Origin of the sequence: Ameyamaea chiangmaiensis, from assembly GCF_013376175.1 — a bacterium.
Lineage (GTDB): Bacteria > Pseudomonadota > Alphaproteobacteria > Acetobacterales > Acetobacteraceae > Ameyamaea > Ameyamaea chiangmaiensis.
The window spans coordinates 1-564 of the sequence record NZ_JABXXR010000368.1 but is presented as its reverse complement, the minus strand read 5'-3'; the positions used below and the strand labels follow the sequence as shown (position 1 = coordinate 564).

1 protein-coding gene is annotated in these 564 nt (G+C 73.0%); it reads right to left on the bottom strand.

Features of this window, described 5'->3' with window-relative positions:
* The coding region (gene cysC, locus HUK82_RS17100) for an adenylyl-sulfate kinase (protein ID WP_176615023.1) at positions 1–564 on the bottom strand (564 nt) is incomplete at both ends.

The window sequence follows — 564 nt, the reverse complement described above, 5'->3', positions numbered from 1 at the left end:
CACCACGGCGCCGGTGATGTGCCGCACGAGACGCGCGATCGTCTCGCCCGTCGCTTCTGCGCCGGTGGCCAGCCGCAGATCGGGGTTGGCCGGGGGTTCGTAGGGGGCGTCGATACCGGTGAAGCCGGTGATGCGGCCGGCCCGAGCGGCCGCATACAGCCCCTTGGGGTCGCGCGCCTCGCACTGGTCGAGGCTGGTGTCGACGAACACGTCCTCGAACCCTTCGCCGACGATCTCGCGCGCCATGGCACGGTCGGCCGCCAGCGGCGAGATCAGCGCGACGATCACCACCTGTCCGGTCTCGGCCATGATCCGGGCCACAGACGCCGCGCGGCGGATGTTCTCGCGCCGGTCGGCGTCCGAGAAGCCAAGGTCGGCGCACAGGCCCGCGCGCAGCGTGTCCCCGTCCAGCACCGCGACGTCGATTCCCTCGGCGAACAGAGCCGTCTCCGCGCCACGGGCAAGCGTGCTCTTGCCGGACCCCGACAGCCCGGTCAGCCAGAACACCGCGCCGCGATGCCCGCGCGCCTGCGCCCGGTCCCAGGGGGACAGGGTGCTGCCGGT